The sequence below is a fragment of the Tautonia sp. JC769 genome (assembly GCF_040717455.1).
GTDB lineage: Bacteria > Planctomycetota > Planctomycetia > Isosphaerales > Isosphaeraceae > Tautonia.
In genome coordinates, this window is record NZ_JBFEFH010000027.1 from 1 (window position 1) to 15,117 (window position 15,117).

Sequence of the window (15,117 nt, forward strand, 5' to 3'; positions counted from 1 at the left end):
GCCCGGTCCGACTCCGAGAAAATTGCCGAGCGTCCTCGAGCGAACCTCGATAGACTGAGCACTGACAAGCGGGAACGAAGCGTTCCCCTCCGGCCCCCTGGGCCTCGAAACTCCGAACGCGGTCCTGGAGTACCCTCAAGAAAATGGAGGGACCCCATCTCATGTCCGAACACCCGGCACCGCATCGACGCCTCCTCCGAGGCGCCTTCGCCCTGGGGGTGACGCTGGCGGCCTGCAGCATCCCGGTTTCCGCCGCGACTGATCCACAAGATTCGCGACGTCTCGAGACGGAGGTCCTGGGGCTGGATGGATCGCCGTTGTCCCTGCAGGCTCCCGATGGCGGGGCGCTGGCGATCGTCTTCCTGTGGACTCCCTGCCCGAACTCGAACCAGTACAGCCCGACGCTGAACCGGCTCGCCGCTCGGTTCGACTCCGACCGCGTGCGGTTCGTCGGCCTCTATGTCGATGCCGACCTGACCGATGCCCAGGTGGCCTCCCACGCCAGGGAGTACGGTTTGGAATTCCCGATCGGCCGCCTCGGCGCGGGCCGCCTCGCCCGGGAACTGGGCGTCGAAACGGTACCTTCCGCCGTGGTGCTCGACGACCAGGGCGTCGTGCGCTATCTGGGACGAATCAACGACCGGTTCTACGACCTTGGCCGGCGCAGGCAGATCGTGCGATCGGAGGACCTGCTCGACGCCATCTCCGCCGTGCTGTCCGGCGATCCGGTTCGCGAGCCTCGAACCGAGGCCATCGGCTGCACCTTGCCCGACTTCGGCGAGGATACGTGACCTTCAACGCCGTGTCCGATCTGCGGGCAGCGCATCTACGTTCGACTCCTCTCAAGCGATTCCTGTCCCCAAACGGAGCGCATGATACGATGGGATTGCTGACTCACCCCCGACGTCCGATCGGCGGCACGAGCCTCTTCGCCGTGACGTTCCTCGGCCTCTCGACCGGCTATGCGTACCTCCATCCCGAAGGGCTCGACCGCCTGTTCGGCGAGGGCACGGGCCAGCCCGCATGCAGCGTCAGCAGCGGCTCGGGTGCCCTGCCGTGCGACGCCGAAGCCCCTCCCCTTGCTGAATCGTGCGGCCCTCTGATGGCCGACGAGGACACCAAGGCGTGTCTGGTGCCGCCCGCTGAGCAAGGGTTGGACGATCCGACTGCCTCCCCCGGCGCCGCCCCTCTCGACTGCTGCCAGGGAGGCATCAGCCGGGGAACCCTGCTCCGGGCCCCTGCGTCGTCAACCTCCACGGACGATCCAGGATCTCCCGTCCTGGTGAGTCCCGACCCCGGCGCGGCTTCAGGCGACCAGGACGAGGCCCCGGGCGATCTCCCGAACGTCCAGGAGTGATCCCGAATCACCCCGGCACCGATCCCGAACGCGTCGGGGGGCGAACACCGCCCCCCGACTCCTCCGCCCACCGTAGTGGGATGCCCGGTCAGTTCATCTCCGGCTCCAGGGGCCCGGCGAGTTCCTGCAGGAAGAATAGGCGTCCCGGCAAGGTGGGCATGAACGAACTGGGAATCCAGGGGTCGGGGCCGTAGCGGAGCGTCATCCAGAGGCTCATCCCCTGCCACTGCATCCCCCGGCCGAGGATGCCGTCGCAGCCGCCGATGATATGGTCCGCCTGGAGGAACAGGCCCGGGCCGATCGTGTTGGCGAAGGCCGGCACGAGCGTCGTCCGGCTCTTGAAGCTGGTCAACGCGTTCTGCTCGATCGTGAGCGGGTGGAGCCGAGCGCCGATCCGGTGCGTCTGGGCCTTCCAGGTCTCGACGTCGGGATACTCGCACGCGAAGTGCGGCTCCCAGAAGGCAATGTGGCAGACCCGGCCGATCCCGAAAATGACGACCAGCTCCGCCCCCCCCTTCTTCAGGTCGGCGATCCGTTCGCCGTACTCGGGGAGCCGGTCGGACGTGGCGAACCAGCGATGCTCCTTCGGCACGCTCGCCGAACCGAGCGGGCCGTAGAACGCGGCCTCCATCGCGTTCGTGAACGCGCCGGGATCGTCGGCCGGCAAGGTGTTGCCCGAGGCATCCGACCATTCGTCCATGTTGAACCCGTGGACGTGATCGGCCGAGACCCCCCACTCCTTCAGGAAGTAGACGGCCCAGCGATACATCCCCATCGGGCCGACGGGGAGGATCATGGCCAGTTCCCGCCCCTGCGAGCGGGCGTCTCGGATCTTCTTGGCGATCTCGTGGCCCATCATCACATCGAAATCGTCGACCGATTTGCAGGGGATCGGCTCGAAGCGATCGTTCCAGAACGCCTGGCGTTCCGTGACCGATTCCGCGGGATGAGAGCAACAGGCGTCGATCTTGGCGAGGTCCCAGCCGGAAGGGAGGAACCCTTCCATCATCGATCCGGCGAGGGTGGTCAGCAGGTTCATGCGCGGGCGGGCTCCATCAAGGGGGCTTGGCGTCTGGTGGATGATTCAGTCGAGCGGTTCGAGCACCAGGTTCCGGAAGCGGACCTCCATCGGCCCTCCCGAGTGCAGTTGCAGCGCGAAGATGCCGCGGCGGGCTCCTTCGGGGTCGTCGAGGTCAACGCAGGGCTTGCCGTTGATTGAGGTTTTGATCGTCGATCCCTGGGCGACGATCTCATACGTGTTCCATTCGCCCGGCCTCACGTGAGGATCCCCCGGGGTGTCCCAGAGCAGGCCCCTGCCGTGCTCCTCGTACAGCTTGCCCCACCAGCCGGCGCCGACATCGGCCTGGTAGCCCTTCACTTCTCCCTCGGACAAGGGGTCGCTGCGGAACTGGATGCCGCTGTTCTCAGTGTTCGGCATGAGCTTCACATCGAGCGTGAGCCGGAAATCCCCGGCGAGTAGCTCGCTCCTGAGGAACTCATTGCGCCCGAGTCCCTCGGTCTTGCCGACGATTGCGCCGTCCTCGACGCTCCACAACTCCGGATTGCCGACCCAGCCGGTCAGATCCTCGCCGTTGAAGATCATCTGCGCCGTATCTGCCGTGAGCAGGACCGGCACCTGAGCCGGACTGGCCAGGTAGGCCACGAGCGATCGGATCTCGTGGTTTGAGAGATTGGCCCAGAGGTCGTCGGGCATCATCGACAGGTCGCTGAGCTGACGCTCCTCTACCTCGTCCTGCGGGATCGTGATCGTCTCATTCGCGGTCAGGAGCGTAATTGCATCCTCACTTTCGCCTTTGATGATGCCCGTGAGGATACGGCCGTCGCTCGTGGCCACGAGATGCGCCTGATAGTCCTTGCCGATCAGGGCCGACGGGTCGAGAACGTTCGAGAGCACGTAATCCAGGTCGGCCCGGTTCGAGCCGGTCAGCTCGGGGCCAACGTTCCCGCCTTGATCGAACAGCACGTGACACTGCGCACACGTCTTCACGAACACGGCGCGGCCGAGCGCCACATCCGGCTCAACTTCGGGTGAGGACGTGAGCATTTCCTTGGACGCGGCGATCCGTTCGGCCCGGTCGGCGGGGGTGTCGCGGACCGTTCCCCAGACCTCGGCGATCTTCGCGGTCACGGCCTCATCATCGAGGTTGCGCAACTGTCTCACCAGATCGGCCGACAGGTCGCTCGCGGCCACGGTCCCCTGCCCCACCGCATCGAGCAGGGCTCGGGCGTAGAACGGCCGCGAGGCGAGCGTGTTCAGGGCGTCTCGCTTCTCCGCGAGCGGCAAGTCGGGGTACGCTTCCAGGACCGACTCGGGCGTCTCCACGTCGTCGAAGTCCGCCAACGCCCGCAGTGCCGGTCCCCTCACCGCCGGGTCCCCGATCAGGTGGCGAAGCTGTCCCGCCAGGCCCGGTGCCCGGGCACGGCGGAGGGCGTCGAGCGCCTCGCGCCGGAGGTCCGGATCGGCCGCCCGATCCGTCACCAGGTCGAGCAGGACATCCCGCGCCGACGCATCGCCGAAGGTCAGGGCCAGCGCGGTCCCCTGCGACCGGAGGTCGGCGTCTCCCTCGTCGAGCAGCATCCGGAATACGGCCGGCCATCGCTCGGGCATCCGCACCTGACGACGACCCCGGAGGGACTCATTGATTCCGCCCAGGATCGTCTTTCGTCCCCCCACCGACTCGGCCGAGGCCAGGCCATCGACGAGCATTGCAATCGCCTCGTCCGTCCCGATGGCCCCGATTCGCCGAACCGTGAATTCCAGGAGCCTCGGGATCGGCGACCGCGATGCCAGGCTGAGCGCCCGGCCCGGATCGCTCGTCGCACTCGGTTCCAGAGCGTACCAGAGCATGAGCGGGATGTTGTGGTCGTCCGCGTCCTCGGCGTGGGTGGTGAGGGCCTCAAGGATGGCCCATCGGGCAGGAGAATCGACCGGCATCCGCTGGAGCGCCGAGGCGAGTTCGAGTCGGACGCCTGGTGAGGGGTCGGACTTCGCCAGCTCGACGAAGGTGGAAAGGGTTGCATCCGAGGGGGCCCTGTCTTCCATCGCAAGGCGGATCGTCCAGGAGCGGACGTGCGGGCCTTCGTCCGAGAGGCCCCGTTCAATCACAGCTTCGTTGAGGCCTCCCGTTGCGTGGAGAGCCCAGAGTTGTCGGAGCCGCCCCGGTTCCCCAAGCCTACGCGGCGGCGGAGAAGGTCTCCGGACTCCGCTCACGGCTCCGGCTCCGATCCCCTCAATGAAGAATTCTTCGAGGCCCGCCCTCACTCGCGGAGAGAGTCCACGCTCCTGCAGGACACGGCGAGCGTGCCGCGCCGACCAGGGATTGCTCAGGTCTTCACGGAATTCGACCGCCCCGTCTTTGACGATTGGGACGAACTGCATCGCCTCGGAGAGGAGCACCCACTCTTCTTGCTCGCGGAGGTCGGTGACCTTGGTCGGCTCCGCATCAGCATACGAGATCTTGAAGATTCGTCCCTTGCTCCTGTCATGAACACTCGCGTTCGGGACGTGGCATTGCTGGAGGTCGTACCAGTCGATCATCCAGACGTTCCCGTCCGGTCCTTGCTTGAACGCGAGGATTTGCGAGGCGCGGTCGTTGGCCAGGAGGAAGTCGGGGGCGTGGCGGCCGACGAATCCGGAGCCGGAAGGCTCGGCGAGGTCGCGGTTCAGTCGGGCGCCGTGGATGTTGTTCATCAAGAGCGAGCCGCGATACTCCTCGGGCCAGGCGTTCCCCTGGTAGATCAAGAGACCGGAGTGCGCGTGCCCTCCGCCGGCGGCGTCGGAGCGGTCGTTGCCGGAGTGCGGCGTGCGGCCGAGGTAGTGGACGTGATCGCCGATCGTCTTGATGTCGTCGTACGTGTACGGGTTGAAGTGCTGTCCCGCCTGACGTTGGTAACGCCCGCCGGGAATCATGTGGTAGAGGTGAGGAATCACGCAGGCGGTAATGAAGCAATTGCCATATTCGTCGAAGTCGACCCCCCAGGGGTTGCTCGTGCCATGGGCGAAGACCTCGAACTCGTGCTTCGTCGGGTGGTAACGCCAGACGCCTGCGTTGATCGGGATACGCTCCTCATCCGGCGTCCCCGGCTTGCCGACCTTCGAATGCGTGAAGACCCCGTGGCAGCCGTAGAGCCAGCCATCCGGCCCCCAGGTGAAGCTGTTGAGCGTCTCGTGCGTGTCTTCGAGGCCCCAGCCGTCGAGCAGGACGACCGGCTCACCATCGGGAACGTCGTCGCCGTCCTCGTCGGGGATGAACAACAGCTCCGGAGCGGCCCCGACCCACACGCCACCGAAGCCCAGCTCCAGGCCGGTCGCCATGTTCAGGCCCTCGGTGAAGATCTTCCGCGAGTCGAACCGCCCGTCGCCGTCCTCGTCCTCGAAGATGAGGATGCGATCCTTCCCCTCCCTTTCCGGTGCCTTAAAGGGATAGGTGTGATTTTCGAGGACCCAGACACGCCCCCGGTCGTCGATCGCCAGGGCGATTGGCCGCACCACGTCCGGCTCTCCCGCGGCGAGCGTCACCCGGAACCCTTCCGGGACGGTCATCGCCGCGGCCGATTCCTCGGGAGACAGACCAGAGTGGGCGATCTGATCTTGCGGAGGAAGCGGGTCGCGGGCGGGGACGTTCGGGCGTTCCCCGTGGAACCGAAAGTCGTCGAAGTTGAGATGCCCCCAACCGCCGGAGACGTCATCCACGAGCCGAATCTGGATGCGCTCCCCCTCGTGCTTCGACAGGTCCACCACGACCCGGCTCATGTCCTCGGCATTCTCGCCGATCGCCTCGGCCACGACCCGCTCCGAGTCGGCCAGCCGAAGCTCGACGCGAGTCCCCCGGTGCGCCCCTCCTCCCACCAGGAAGCTGGCGAACGGATGGGTGACGGTGAAGGGGACCGACGTGAGCGATCCCTTCGGCTCATCCCCGGCTCGCTCGAACGTTCCGACCCAGAAGCGGCCCTCGTGGTTGCTCGCCATGTCCGATCGCCGCGCGGCAACGGTGTCCCCCTCGATCGGCTGGTCAGCGAAGGCGTCTCCCTCGGCCGTCCAGTCGTCGAGCGTCCCCGATTCGAAGCCGAGATTCAGGGGTCGGCCTTCGGCGTCGGTCGGCACCACCCCGCCGAGGGACGTCGTCCCCTCCTGAGCCACCGCCGGTAGCGTCCCGAACAGTGTGGCACACGCCACCCATGTCACCATCCAGTTCCGTCGTGAGCAACTCATGGCGCGTCTCGATTCACAGGTCGCGGGGAGAGGGCGAGACCTCGCGGGCGTCCGGCTCCGACGGATCACCATACCAGTGATTCCCCCGCCGCTCAATTCGGTGACTTGTCCCCCGGAGGGTTGAGGGGGACAATCACCGAGAGACCACCGCCTCGAACGCAGGGAGACACGATCCATGAGATGTTGCATGCGGTGCTTGGCCGTGCTGCTACTGGCCCCCTTCATCGCCGCTCGTGTTGCCCACGCCGACGACGCGCCAACGGCCGAGGCGATCCGCGGCAGCATCGAGCGCGGGCTCGTCCGCGTCGAGGCGGCCGCACGCAACTACCCGAATCACCGCGACTGCTTCACCTGCCACCATCAGACCCTCCCGGCGATGGCCATGGTGGCTGCCGATCGGGCGGGGATCGCGACCGACCGGGACTTGCTGGCCGAGATCGTCGCCTTCTCGGCCGATTCCTTCGAGACCCGGTTCGAACAGCTCGAAAAAGGGGCTGGCATCGGCGGTTCGTCCATGACTGTCGGCTACGGGCTCTGGGCGTTCTGGGAAGGAAGCCGGCCGCGCGACGAACTGTCGGACGCGATGGTCGGGTTCCTGCTCAAGAACCAGGAATCGTCGGGACGCTGGAAGAGCAACAGCGGGCGGCCTCCGCTCGAAGGGTCGCACATCATGTGTTCGACCCTGGCCGCCTACGGGATCCAGCAATTCGCCCCGCGGCCCTACCGCGCCCTCGCCAATCGTGCCGAGCAACGGGCGAGGGACTGGCTCCTCCAGGTCAAACCGGCCGACGCCGAGGACCGCGCGGCGAAGCTCTGGGGCCTCTGGCTGCTCGACGCCGATCCCGAAGCCGTCGACGCCGCGCGCTCCGCCATCCTGGCCGCCCAGCGTGACGACGGCGGCTGGTCTCAGCTCGACGACCCCGAGAGCGCGAGCGACGCCTACGCCACCGGCCAGGCCCTCGCCCTGCTCGCCCGCACCGGCTTATCGACGGCCGACCCCGCCTATCGGCGCGGGATTTCCTTCCTGATCGAGTCCCAGTGCGACGACGGCTCCTGGTTCGTCCAGACCCGCGCCCGACCGTTCCAGACGATCTTCGACAACGGCGACCCGCACGGCGAGTCGTCGTTCATCTCCGTCTCGGCGACCTGCTGGGCGGTTACCGCGCTTTCGGAGGCTCTGACGGCGGAGAAAGCCTCGCCTGCCGGGAGGACCGGCGATGGCGCGCCGCTGGAAGGCACGACAGGCTCGCCCACGCCCTGATCAATCGGTTTCGGTCGGGTGATCGACGGGCGGGGTGGGCAGGTCTTCTCTCACGCGAATCCAGTGGTCCGAGAAGAAGATCCCTTGCCCCGAGTCGAGCCGGGGCATGTGGCACGAGGTGCAGTCCTGCGAGGGAGACACCGGACACGGGATCTGTTCCGGTTGGGTCGGCGTGTGGCACGAGAGGCAGGCGGCGGTGTAGAAGGTCGCGTCGGTGCTGGGTCGGCGGTGGGGGTCGTGGCAGGTGGTGCAGCTCAAGGCACCGTTGCTCCGGGTGTAGCAGGCCGACTGCATCAGGCCGACGGGCTGATAGCGAATCAGCTCGGAATTGTCGGGGCGGATCGTGTTCGGCGGCGCGTCGGCCGGGTGTCGATGGCAGGCGCCGCAGAGCCGCATCTGGTCCTCGGTCGAATTCCGGCCGGTCCCGAACGGCATGACCATCGAATCGGCGTCGAGACCGCGGCGGGCGTCCTCGATGTGCGATCGGCCGGGCCCGTGACAGCGCTCGCAGGTCACGTTCGGGATCATCGTCTCCTCGTCGAACCGGTCCGGGTCGGTGCCCGAGGTCAAGGTGACGTGGCAGGAGAGGCAGTCGAACGCCTCGTCTCCCCGGACGATCCGCCCCAGCGCGTCGGTCCCCGGCAGGGGGATGGCCTCCGCGTGTCCCGGGGTCAGCCGGATCGAATCGTCCGCGAAATAGGACAGGCGGTGTTCTCGGAGGGCCAGATCCCCCCTGCCCCCGCCTCGATCGTCGTCGTCCTCGATCCGAGTCACGAAGGTGGTCGCATGGTAGCCCGACCCCAGCGCGAACTCGATCGGCAGCGGATCTACCCGGTTCCCGTGCCTCCGCTCGACCCAGAACCGATCGTCGTCGAGCAGGAACTCCCAGGACACCCCCGGCCGTTCCGGGTCGGTCACGACCCGGCCATCCAGCCGGTCGGCCAGCGACCGATCGGCCGCCCGGCGGAAGGTCCGGCTGTGGCCGTTCTGGTCGTGGTAGAAGGCAATCGAGGGGTGGCACTCGGCGCACGCGGCGTCGCCGACGAAGTCCTCCCGAGCGATGATCCCCGCCGGGTGGATCGACGACGCCCCTCGTGCCGGCTCATCGATCGCCGCGGGCTTCCGATTCAAGCCCCACATCAGACCGCCGACCCCCATCACACACACCGCCAGGATGATCATCGCTTCCCGGACCCGAGCAGCTGTCTCAGGAGGCGGTGGAGTCGTCTCAGGGCCGGAATCGTGCGAGGCCATTGTGGGGAGTGCTCCCGATCGCTCAATCGCCGACGTGAAGGAGTGGCAGGACGAAGTGTGCCGATTGAGTCTATCGGTTCCCCTTCAACCCGTCGACTTCTTCTTCCGAGGGGGGGGATTCTGGTAGACTCGTCACCCCAAGCCCGCTCGTTCCGAACGGGTTGGCGGTCGTTCCATGGTCCGGATCGTCCTCCCGATTCCGTTTCACGGGAAACGCTCGGAATGTCGGTCGATCCGGAAGCGCCGGCGAGTCGACCGTGCCCCTGTCTCGATCCGCTTCGCGCTTGCCCTTCATTGTCGCCTCGCTTTCGTAGTTGCACCGGGAGTGGAAACCGTGCTCTGGTCGAACGCCCTGATCCCGACCCAGAAGGAATCTCCGGCCGACGCCGTGGCGCCGAGCCACGTCTTGCTGCTGCGAGCCGGTATGATCCGACAACTCGGGGCGGGGACGTACTCATACCTTCCGCTCGGGCTCCGGGTCCTGAAGAAGGCCGAGCAGATCGTCCGTCAGGAGATGGACGAGGCCGGGGCGCTCGAACTGCTGATGCCGGCGCTCCACCCCCTGGAACTCTGGGAGGAGACCGGCCGGGTCGCCACGATGGGCGAGGTGCTCATCAAGTTCGACCTCGGGGCCGACAAGAAGGTCTGCCTCGGGCCGACGCACGAGGAAGTGATTACCGACATCGCCCGGGCCTTCATCACCTCCTACCGACAGCTCCCGGTCACGGCCTACCAGATCCAGACGAAGTTCCGCAACGAGCCGAGGCCCCGGTTCGGCATCGTCCGGACCCGCGAGTTCGTGATGAAGGACGCCTACAGCTTCGGGGCGAACCTCGATCACCTCAACGCCAGCTACGACCGGATGTACGAGGCGTATTGCCGCATCTTCGATCGCTGCGGATTCCCGTACGTCGCGGTCGAGGCCGAGAGCGGCCCGATCGGCGGCGACGCCTCGCACGAGTTCATGGTCCCGTCCCCCTCGGGCGAAGACCTGCTCATCCACTGCGGCTCCTGCGGCTACGCGGCGAACGTCGAGAAGGCCGAGATCGGCGCGAAGGCCGGGCACCCCCCCGCCCCCAGCGACGTCCCGCCGGCCTCCCCCGTCCAGACCCCCGGCAAGCGGACGATCGAGGAGGTGGCCTCCTTCCTCAAGGTCAAGCCCGAGGAGACGGCCAAGCTGCTCGTCTTCCTGGCCGACGGCAAGCCGGTCGCCGCCCTCATCCGGGGCGATCACGAGGCGAACGAGGGGAAGGTCCGCCGCGCCTTCAACGCCGCCTCGCTCGAACCGGCCGACCCGCAGACGGTCGAGAAGGCCACCGGGGCGCCGATGGGATTCCTCGGCCCGATCGACATCAAGATCCCGATGGCCGTCGACCCCTCCGTCGCGGTCATGCCCCGCGTGGTCGTCGGCGGCAACGCGGAAGACGTGCACATGAAGGACGTCGTCCCCGGCCGAGACTTCTCGATCGACCGGGTGGTGGACCTCCGCAACGCCGAGGCCGGCGACCCCTGCCCCCGGTGCGGCGAGGCGCTCCAGGTCGGTAACGGCATCGAGATCGGCCACGTCTTCAAGCTCGGCACGAAGTACTCGGACGCCATGGGGGCCCAGTTCCAGGACGCCGACGGGAAGACCGGCTCCCTGATCATGGGGTGCTACGGGATCGGCGTGAACCGGATCGTCGCCGCGGCGGTCGAGGCCGGCCACGACGCCAATGGCATCATCTGGCCGCTGAGCCTCGCCCCCTACGAAGTCCTGATCGTCCCCTTGCAGGTCGATCCCGACGGCGAGGTCATGAAGCTCACTCACGACGTCGCTCAGGCCCTGAAGTTCGCCGGGGTCGACGTCCTGATCGACGACCGCGACCAGCGCCCGGGACCGAAGTTCAAGGACGCCGACCTCATCGGGATCCCCCTCCGGGTCGTCATCGGTGAGCGAGGTCTCAAGGAAGGCAAGATCGAGTTGAAGTGGCGGCACGAAGGGCAGGCCCTCACCGTCTCGGCCGACAACGCGCCCCAGGAAGTGGTCAACCACCTCATCAATGCCCGCCAGGCCGAGCAGCAGCGCGTGGATGAGCGGGCCGAAAAACGGGCCTCTCGTCGAGGGAATGCCGGATGAGCCCCTCGAAGACCGGCCCAGGCTTGCCCCCCCGCTTGCGGCCGATGCTCCTGTTCATCCTCCTGACGATGATGACCTTCGGCGGGCCGATGGCCATCGTCCTCGTCGGCCGGGGCGGAGACCGGCCCGGCTGGCCCCCCGACCGGCCGGTCGAGTGGTGGACCTTCGGGATCGTGACCATCGGCTTCCTGCTGCTCATGGGCTCGTGCATCCTCGATGCGGCCCTGACCCTCCGTCAGAATCGCCATCATGCGGCCCGGCCGGAGCACGCCTCCGCCGCCGAGCCGAAACACCCGAACGACGACCGCCCGGAGGCTTCCTCGTGAGCGAAGCCCTGGCCGGTTTGGGTTTGTTCGGCGTGGGCGGATTCCTCTGCTATCTGCTCTGCTGGGTCGTCCGATGGGCCGCGCCGAGGGTCGGCCTGATCGACACGCCCGGGGGCCGGAAGGCCCACAAGGCGCCGACCCCGCTCGGCGGCGGCGTGGCCATCTGGTGCGCATTCGTGCTGGTCCTGGGCCTGGGCACGGCGTGGGTCGCCCTCGACCTGCCGATGCCCCGAGGTGTGGCCGACTACGCCGAGGGCTCGCTCCTCCGCGTCGGGCAGCTCTGGATCATCGTCGGCCTGGCCACGGGGATGATGCTCGTCGGCCTGGTGGACGACCGCTTCCGGATCGACTGGAAACCGAGGCTCGGGCTCCAGGTGCTCGCGGCGGTCGGCCTGATCGCGGCCGGGGCGCAGATCACCCTGTTCGGCCCCTTCGGCTGGGCTCCCGTGCGATGGGCGGTCACCCTGCTCTGGGTCGTCGGCCTGACCAACTCGTTCAACTTCCTCGACAACATGGACGGGCTCTCCGCGGGGGTCGGCCTGATCGTCGCCCTGCTCTTCGTCGGCGCCCAGATCGCCGTCGGCGCCCTGTTCGTGCCGGCGGTCCTGCTCGTCCTGGCCGGTGCCCTGGCCGGATTCCTGGTGCACAACTCCGCGCCGGCGAGGTTGTTCATGGGAGACGCCGGGAGCAACTTCCTCGGCTTCCTGCTCGGTGCGTTGACCGTCGTCGGGACCTTCACCCGAGACAATCCCGACTCCGACTTCTCCCCCTTCGGCGCCCTGGCCCCGTTGCTCGTGATGGCCGTGCCGCTCTATGACACGATCTCGGTCATCCTGATTCGGCTCCGAGAGGGCCGCAGCCCCTTCCAGGCCGACCGGAGCCATTTCTCGCATCGCCTGGTCGAGCGAGGGTTGACCCCGCCCTGGGCCGTGCGGACGATCTATCTGGTCACGCTCGCCGGGGGCCTGGGGGCGTTGTTGCTCCATCGGCTCGACGGCTGGGGGGCCTCGGTGGTCGCCTCGCAAACGCTCTGCGTCCTCGGGGTCGTGGCGATCCTGGAACTCTCGCGGCCGAAGCGATCGGGGGAGAGCACAGACTCCCCTGCTCCGGCCCCTTCGACCACAACGGGATGACTCCTCCTATGGCGGGGCGATCCGGCAAGGCTCGGAAACGATCGAAGACTCCCCCGGAGACCCTCCGACCCCCGGCGGCGGTCCCGGACGATGCCTCCCGATTCGGTGAACACCTCCGCCGGCTCGCCCTCGGCCTGACCGCCGCACTGGTCGTCGCCCGGGCCTACTGGCCCGCCGAGGGGACGACCGAACTCGAGACCGGCGCCCAATTGCCCTGGACCTTCGCCCTGCTCGCCGTCGCGGCCCTGGCCGTCGTCGGGGCGATGATGGAGCGCACCCTCCGGTTCCGGTTCGGATGGGCCGACCTGGCCATCCTCGGTCTCATCGCCTCGGTCGGCCTCAGTGCCTCCGGGGCGCTCGATCGCCGGGTCGCCATCAACCTGGCCTGGCAGTGGGTCGGCGTCGGCGTGGTGTATGTCCTGTTCCGCAACCTGCCCCGATCCCGTGGCGAATCCCGAGTCCTCGCCGGTGCCCTCGCGGCGACGGCCGCGGCGGTTTCGGCTTACGCGCTCTATCAGGCCGGGGTCGAGCTGCCTGCCTTCCGCGCCCAGTTCGAGCAGAACCCCGCGCGGATGCTGGCGATGCTCGGCGTGAACGCCGCCCCCGGCTCCCCCGAGTACGAGCAGTTCGTCAACCGCGTCCTCTTTTCCCGAGAGCCTTACGCCACCTTCGCCCTGGCCAACTCGCTGGCCGGATACATCGTCGGCCCCCTGGTGCTGCTCATCGCCCTCGTCATGGTCGGGATTGGAACCCGAGCCGGGCGAGATGACTCCGCTGGCACCCCGAAGCCAACATTTCTCTCGCTCCTCATGGCCGCCATCCCCTTTCTGGCGATTCTGGTCGTCTTGCTCCTGACCAAGAGCCGGAGCGCCTTCGTGGGCCTTGTGGTCGGCGTTGCGATCCTGGCGGTCTGGATGGCGCCTCGGCTCGGCCGGCGTGCGGTGGTCGGCGGCACGTTGAGCCTGATCGCCCTCGGTGCGCTGGCCTCGATCGGACTCTGGCAACTGGGCCTGCTCGACCGGGAAGTGATCACGCAGTCTAGCCTCTCGCTGAGATACCGGGTCGAGTACTGGGTCGGCTCCTGGCGCGTGCTGACCGACGGCAACACCTGGCTCACCGGCCTCGGCCCGGGGAACTTCCGCCCCGAGTACCGCGTGCACAAGCTGGTCGAGGCGAGCGAGGACATTGTCGACCCGCACAACCTCCTCCTGGAGGTCTGGACCACCGCCGGCCTGTTCGCCCTGGTCTTCCTGGTCCTCGGCCTGCTCCTGGCGCTCTGGAATCTGTTCGGACCTGCTCGATCCGGGGCCTTGGCCGAGAGCCCTTCGGATCGGCCGGTTGAGCCCCCGCCGACCGAGATCGGGCCGAACGGCGCCCGATCGTTGCTGCTGTGGGCGGGCCTGGGCGGCTGGATCGGCGTCCTCCTGCTGGGCGACCTGGTCATCTTCACCGACGACAACGAGGGCCTGATCCGCTGGCTCATCCTCGGACTGGGCTGGGGGCTGGCCGTTGCCCTGGCCGGGCCCCTCTGGGGCCGCGTCGCGATCCCTTCGGTTGCCTTCGGCGCGGCGATCCTGGCCGTGGCCGTCAACCTGCTCGCCGCGGGAGGGATCGGTTACGCCCCGGTCGCGTCGATGCTCTGGGGCCTGTCGGCCCTCGGGTTGAACCTGCGGGACGATCGCCCCTCCGGCCGGCTCCGCGAGGCCCCGGGGCTATTCTTTTCCTTCACGGCCGCGGCGGTCCTGGCGGCGATCCTCGGCACCTTCTACGGGACCGTCTCCCCCTACTGGCGATCGCAGACCCTGATGAACCGGGCCGACTCCCTGCTCGCCCAGCGCCCGACCGCCCCTCGGCAGGACGACCTCGATCGGGTCGGCGACCTGCTCGATCGTGCCATCGACGCGGATCTCTACGCGACCCGCCCCTACCTCGCCCTCGCCGAGCTGGAACTGGTCGCCTGGCTGAGCCGGGGTGCCCCGCCCGAGGATGCCGTCTGGAACCGGATCGAGCGCCTGCTCGAATCTGCCCGGACCCCTCCTCGCGACCCCCGGTCGCTCGATGTCCGGATGGCCCGGATCAGCTCCGCCCGCCGGATCTTGCAGGCTCGACCCGATCTGCCTTCAGCCGCTCGTGATCGCCTGAGGGAGATCATCGCCGACGCTTCGTACACCATCGCCACCGAACTCGCCCCAACCCGCCCCATCGAGCGGGCCCGAGCCGCCGAGGCGCTCGCCGCCGTCGGCCAGTACCCACGAGCCGTCGAGCAGGCCGAGCTGGCCCTCGACCTCGACGCCCGCGTGCCCCACCTCGACAAGAAACTCCCCGAGGCGACCCGCGAGCGACTGCTCGCCTCGATCCCGTCCTGGCAATCCCCGGGAACCACCGAGCCGACCAGCACCGAGGGCGACGCGCCCCCATCGGCCCCGTAACTCACGCA

10 protein-coding genes are annotated in these 15,117 nt (G+C 68.0%); 7 read left to right on the forward strand and 3 right to left on the reverse strand.

Annotated features, from left to right (window positions below; genetic code table 11):
• Positions 1 to 161 precede the first annotated feature (161 nt).
• Together AB1L88_RS21670 and AB1L88_RS21675 are read left to right on the forward strand one after the other, a co-directional pair.
• Positions 162 to 791, forward strand: coding sequence for a redoxin family protein (locus AB1L88_RS21670; protein ID WP_367098785.1), 630 nt, complete (start codon positions 162 to 164; stop codon positions 789 to 791).
• A gap of 89 nt (positions 792 to 880) precedes the next feature.
• Entirely contained in the window at positions 881 to 1,357 is a 477-nt protein-coding gene (locus tag AB1L88_RS21675) for a hypothetical protein (protein WP_367098786.1), read from the forward strand.
• Between the two features lie 88 nt (positions 1,358 to 1,445).
• On the opposite strand, the gene AB1L88_RS21680 is transcribed toward AB1L88_RS21675, so the two are convergent.
• Together AB1L88_RS21680 and AB1L88_RS21685 are read right to left on the reverse strand one after the other, a co-directional pair.
• Positions 1,446 to 2,396, reverse strand: a complete 951-nt coding sequence (locus tag AB1L88_RS21680) for a glucosamine-6-phosphate isomerase (RefSeq protein WP_367098787.1) — start codon at positions 2,394 to 2,396, stop codon at positions 1,446 to 1,448.
• Between the two features lie 45 nt (positions 2,397 to 2,441).
• On the reverse strand, positions 2,442 to 6,590 hold the full coding sequence (locus AB1L88_RS21685) for a PVC-type heme-binding CxxCH protein (RefSeq protein WP_367098788.1): 4,149 nt from the start codon (positions 6,588 to 6,590) through the stop codon (positions 2,442 to 2,444).
• Between the two features lie 187 nt (positions 6,591 to 6,777).
• On the opposite strand from AB1L88_RS21685, the gene AB1L88_RS21690 reads away from it, so the two are divergent.
• Positions 6,778 to 7,851 (forward strand): hypothetical protein, encoded by a 1,074-nt coding sequence (locus tag AB1L88_RS21690; RefSeq protein WP_367098789.1) that lies wholly within the window; start codon positions 6,778 to 6,780, stop codon positions 7,849 to 7,851.
• Here the strand turns inward: AB1L88_RS21690 and AB1L88_RS21695 are convergent, their stop codons facing one another.
• Entirely contained in the window at positions 7,852 to 9,033 is a 1,182-nt protein-coding gene (locus AB1L88_RS21695; protein ID WP_367098790.1) for a multiheme c-type cytochrome, read from the reverse strand.
• A gap of 406 nt (positions 9,034 to 9,439) precedes the next feature.
• Between AB1L88_RS21695 and AB1L88_RS21700 the strand changes: the two genes are divergently transcribed.
• The 4 genes from AB1L88_RS21700 to AB1L88_RS21715 are packed head-to-tail and all read left to right on the forward strand — an operon-like array spanning position 9,440 to position 15,109.
• Positions 9,440 to 11,221: a proline--tRNA ligase gene (locus tag AB1L88_RS21700; protein WP_367098791.1), complete on the forward strand. Its 1,782-nt coding sequence runs from the start codon at positions 9,440 to 9,442 to the stop codon at positions 11,219 to 11,221.
• Positions 11,218 to 11,547, forward strand: a complete 330-nt coding sequence (locus AB1L88_RS21705) for a hypothetical protein (protein WP_367098792.1) — start codon at positions 11,218 to 11,220, stop codon at positions 11,545 to 11,547. Before AB1L88_RS21700 ends, AB1L88_RS21705 begins: the two co-directional genes overlap by 4 nt.
• Positions 11,544 to 12,680 carry an MraY family glycosyltransferase gene (locus AB1L88_RS21710; RefSeq protein ID WP_367098793.1) on the forward strand — a complete coding sequence of 379 codons (1,137 nt, stop codon included), beginning with the start codon at positions 11,544 to 11,546 and terminating at the stop codon, positions 12,678 to 12,680. Before AB1L88_RS21705 ends, AB1L88_RS21710 begins: the two co-directional genes overlap by 4 nt.
• On the forward strand, positions 12,677 to 15,109 hold the full coding sequence (locus AB1L88_RS21715) for an O-antigen ligase family protein (protein WP_367098794.1): 2,433 nt from the start codon (positions 12,677 to 12,679) through the stop codon (positions 15,107 to 15,109). The genes AB1L88_RS21710 and AB1L88_RS21715 overlap by 4 nt, the downstream gene beginning before the upstream one ends.
• Positions 15,110 to 15,117 lie beyond the last annotated feature (8 nt).

Excerpts from the sequence above, each read along its gene's own strand:
- AB1L88_RS21670 (WP_367098785.1), top strand. The coding sequence starts at position 162 with ATGTCCGAACACCCGGCACCGCATCGACGCCTCCTCCGAGGCGCCTTC.
- AB1L88_RS21675 (WP_367098786.1), top strand. The coding sequence starts at position 881 with ATGGGATTGCTGACTCACCCCCGACGTCCGATCGGCGGCACGAGCCTC.
- AB1L88_RS21680 (WP_367098787.1), bottom strand. The coding sequence starts at position 2,396 with ATGAACCTGCTGACCACCCTCGCCGGATCGATGATGGAAGGGTTCCTC.
- AB1L88_RS21685 (WP_367098788.1), bottom strand. The coding sequence starts at position 6,590 with ATGAGTTGCTCACGACGGAACTGGATGGTGACATGGGTGGCGTGTGCC.
- AB1L88_RS21690 (WP_367098789.1), top strand. The coding sequence starts at position 6,778 with ATGCGGTGCTTGGCCGTGCTGCTACTGGCCCCCTTCATCGCCGCTCGT.
- AB1L88_RS21695 (WP_367098790.1), bottom strand. The coding sequence starts at position 9,033 with ATGATCATCCTGGCGGTGTGTGTGATGGGGGTCGGCGGTCTGATGTGG.
- AB1L88_RS21705 (WP_367098792.1), top strand. The coding sequence starts at position 11,218 with ATGAGCCCCTCGAAGACCGGCCCAGGCTTGCCCCCCCGCTTGCGGCCG.
- AB1L88_RS21715 (WP_367098794.1), top strand. The coding sequence starts at position 12,677 with ATGACTCCTCCTATGGCGGGGCGATCCGGCAAGGCTCGGAAACGATCG.